Origin of the sequence: Macrococcus hajekii, assembly GCF_004359505.1 — a bacterium.
Classification (GTDB): domain Bacteria; phylum Bacillota; class Bacilli; order Staphylococcales; family Staphylococcaceae; genus Macrococcus; species Macrococcus hajekii.
Map to the genome: position 1 here is coordinate 1 of NZ_SCWE01000024.1, position 433 is coordinate 433.

Annotated in this window: 1 protein-coding gene; it reads right to left on the bottom strand. The window is 47.3% G+C overall.

The features are described 5' to 3' along the window. The coding region (locus tag ERX37_RS11195) for a hypothetical protein (protein ID WP_133430747.1) at window positions 1–433 on the bottom strand (433 nt) is incomplete at both ends.

The window sequence follows — 433 nt, forward strand, 5'->3', positions numbered from 1 at the left end:
CACACAGAGTGCTAATGCCACGATGATCGTTATGACAATTAACATCAGTGGATGCTCTTTAATCCCATACATGTCTTGTTCGAGGATATGCGCGTAGACTGCCAAAACAAGCAGTCCAATCATGATTCCCCATTGAGGAAATGTGACGCGCAAGCTTTGTACAAAAAAGACCGCACATACTAGCGCAGCTGCCGTAAGAACAAATTGATATAACTGGGATTGCGTCAATAAGGCAGCGGGCAGCGCATGATACAGTAATACCAGTGCCAACAGGCTTACAATTAGCCCGAGCGCACGCTCACTATGTTGCCGCAACGTGGTTGGCTTCATTTGATCGGCTGAAACACCCGTCTCATAGATAATCGTTGCTGTTTTACACCACTCTCCTGCAACCGATATGCCAATCACCTGATAACCGGCCGCGATCAGGTAT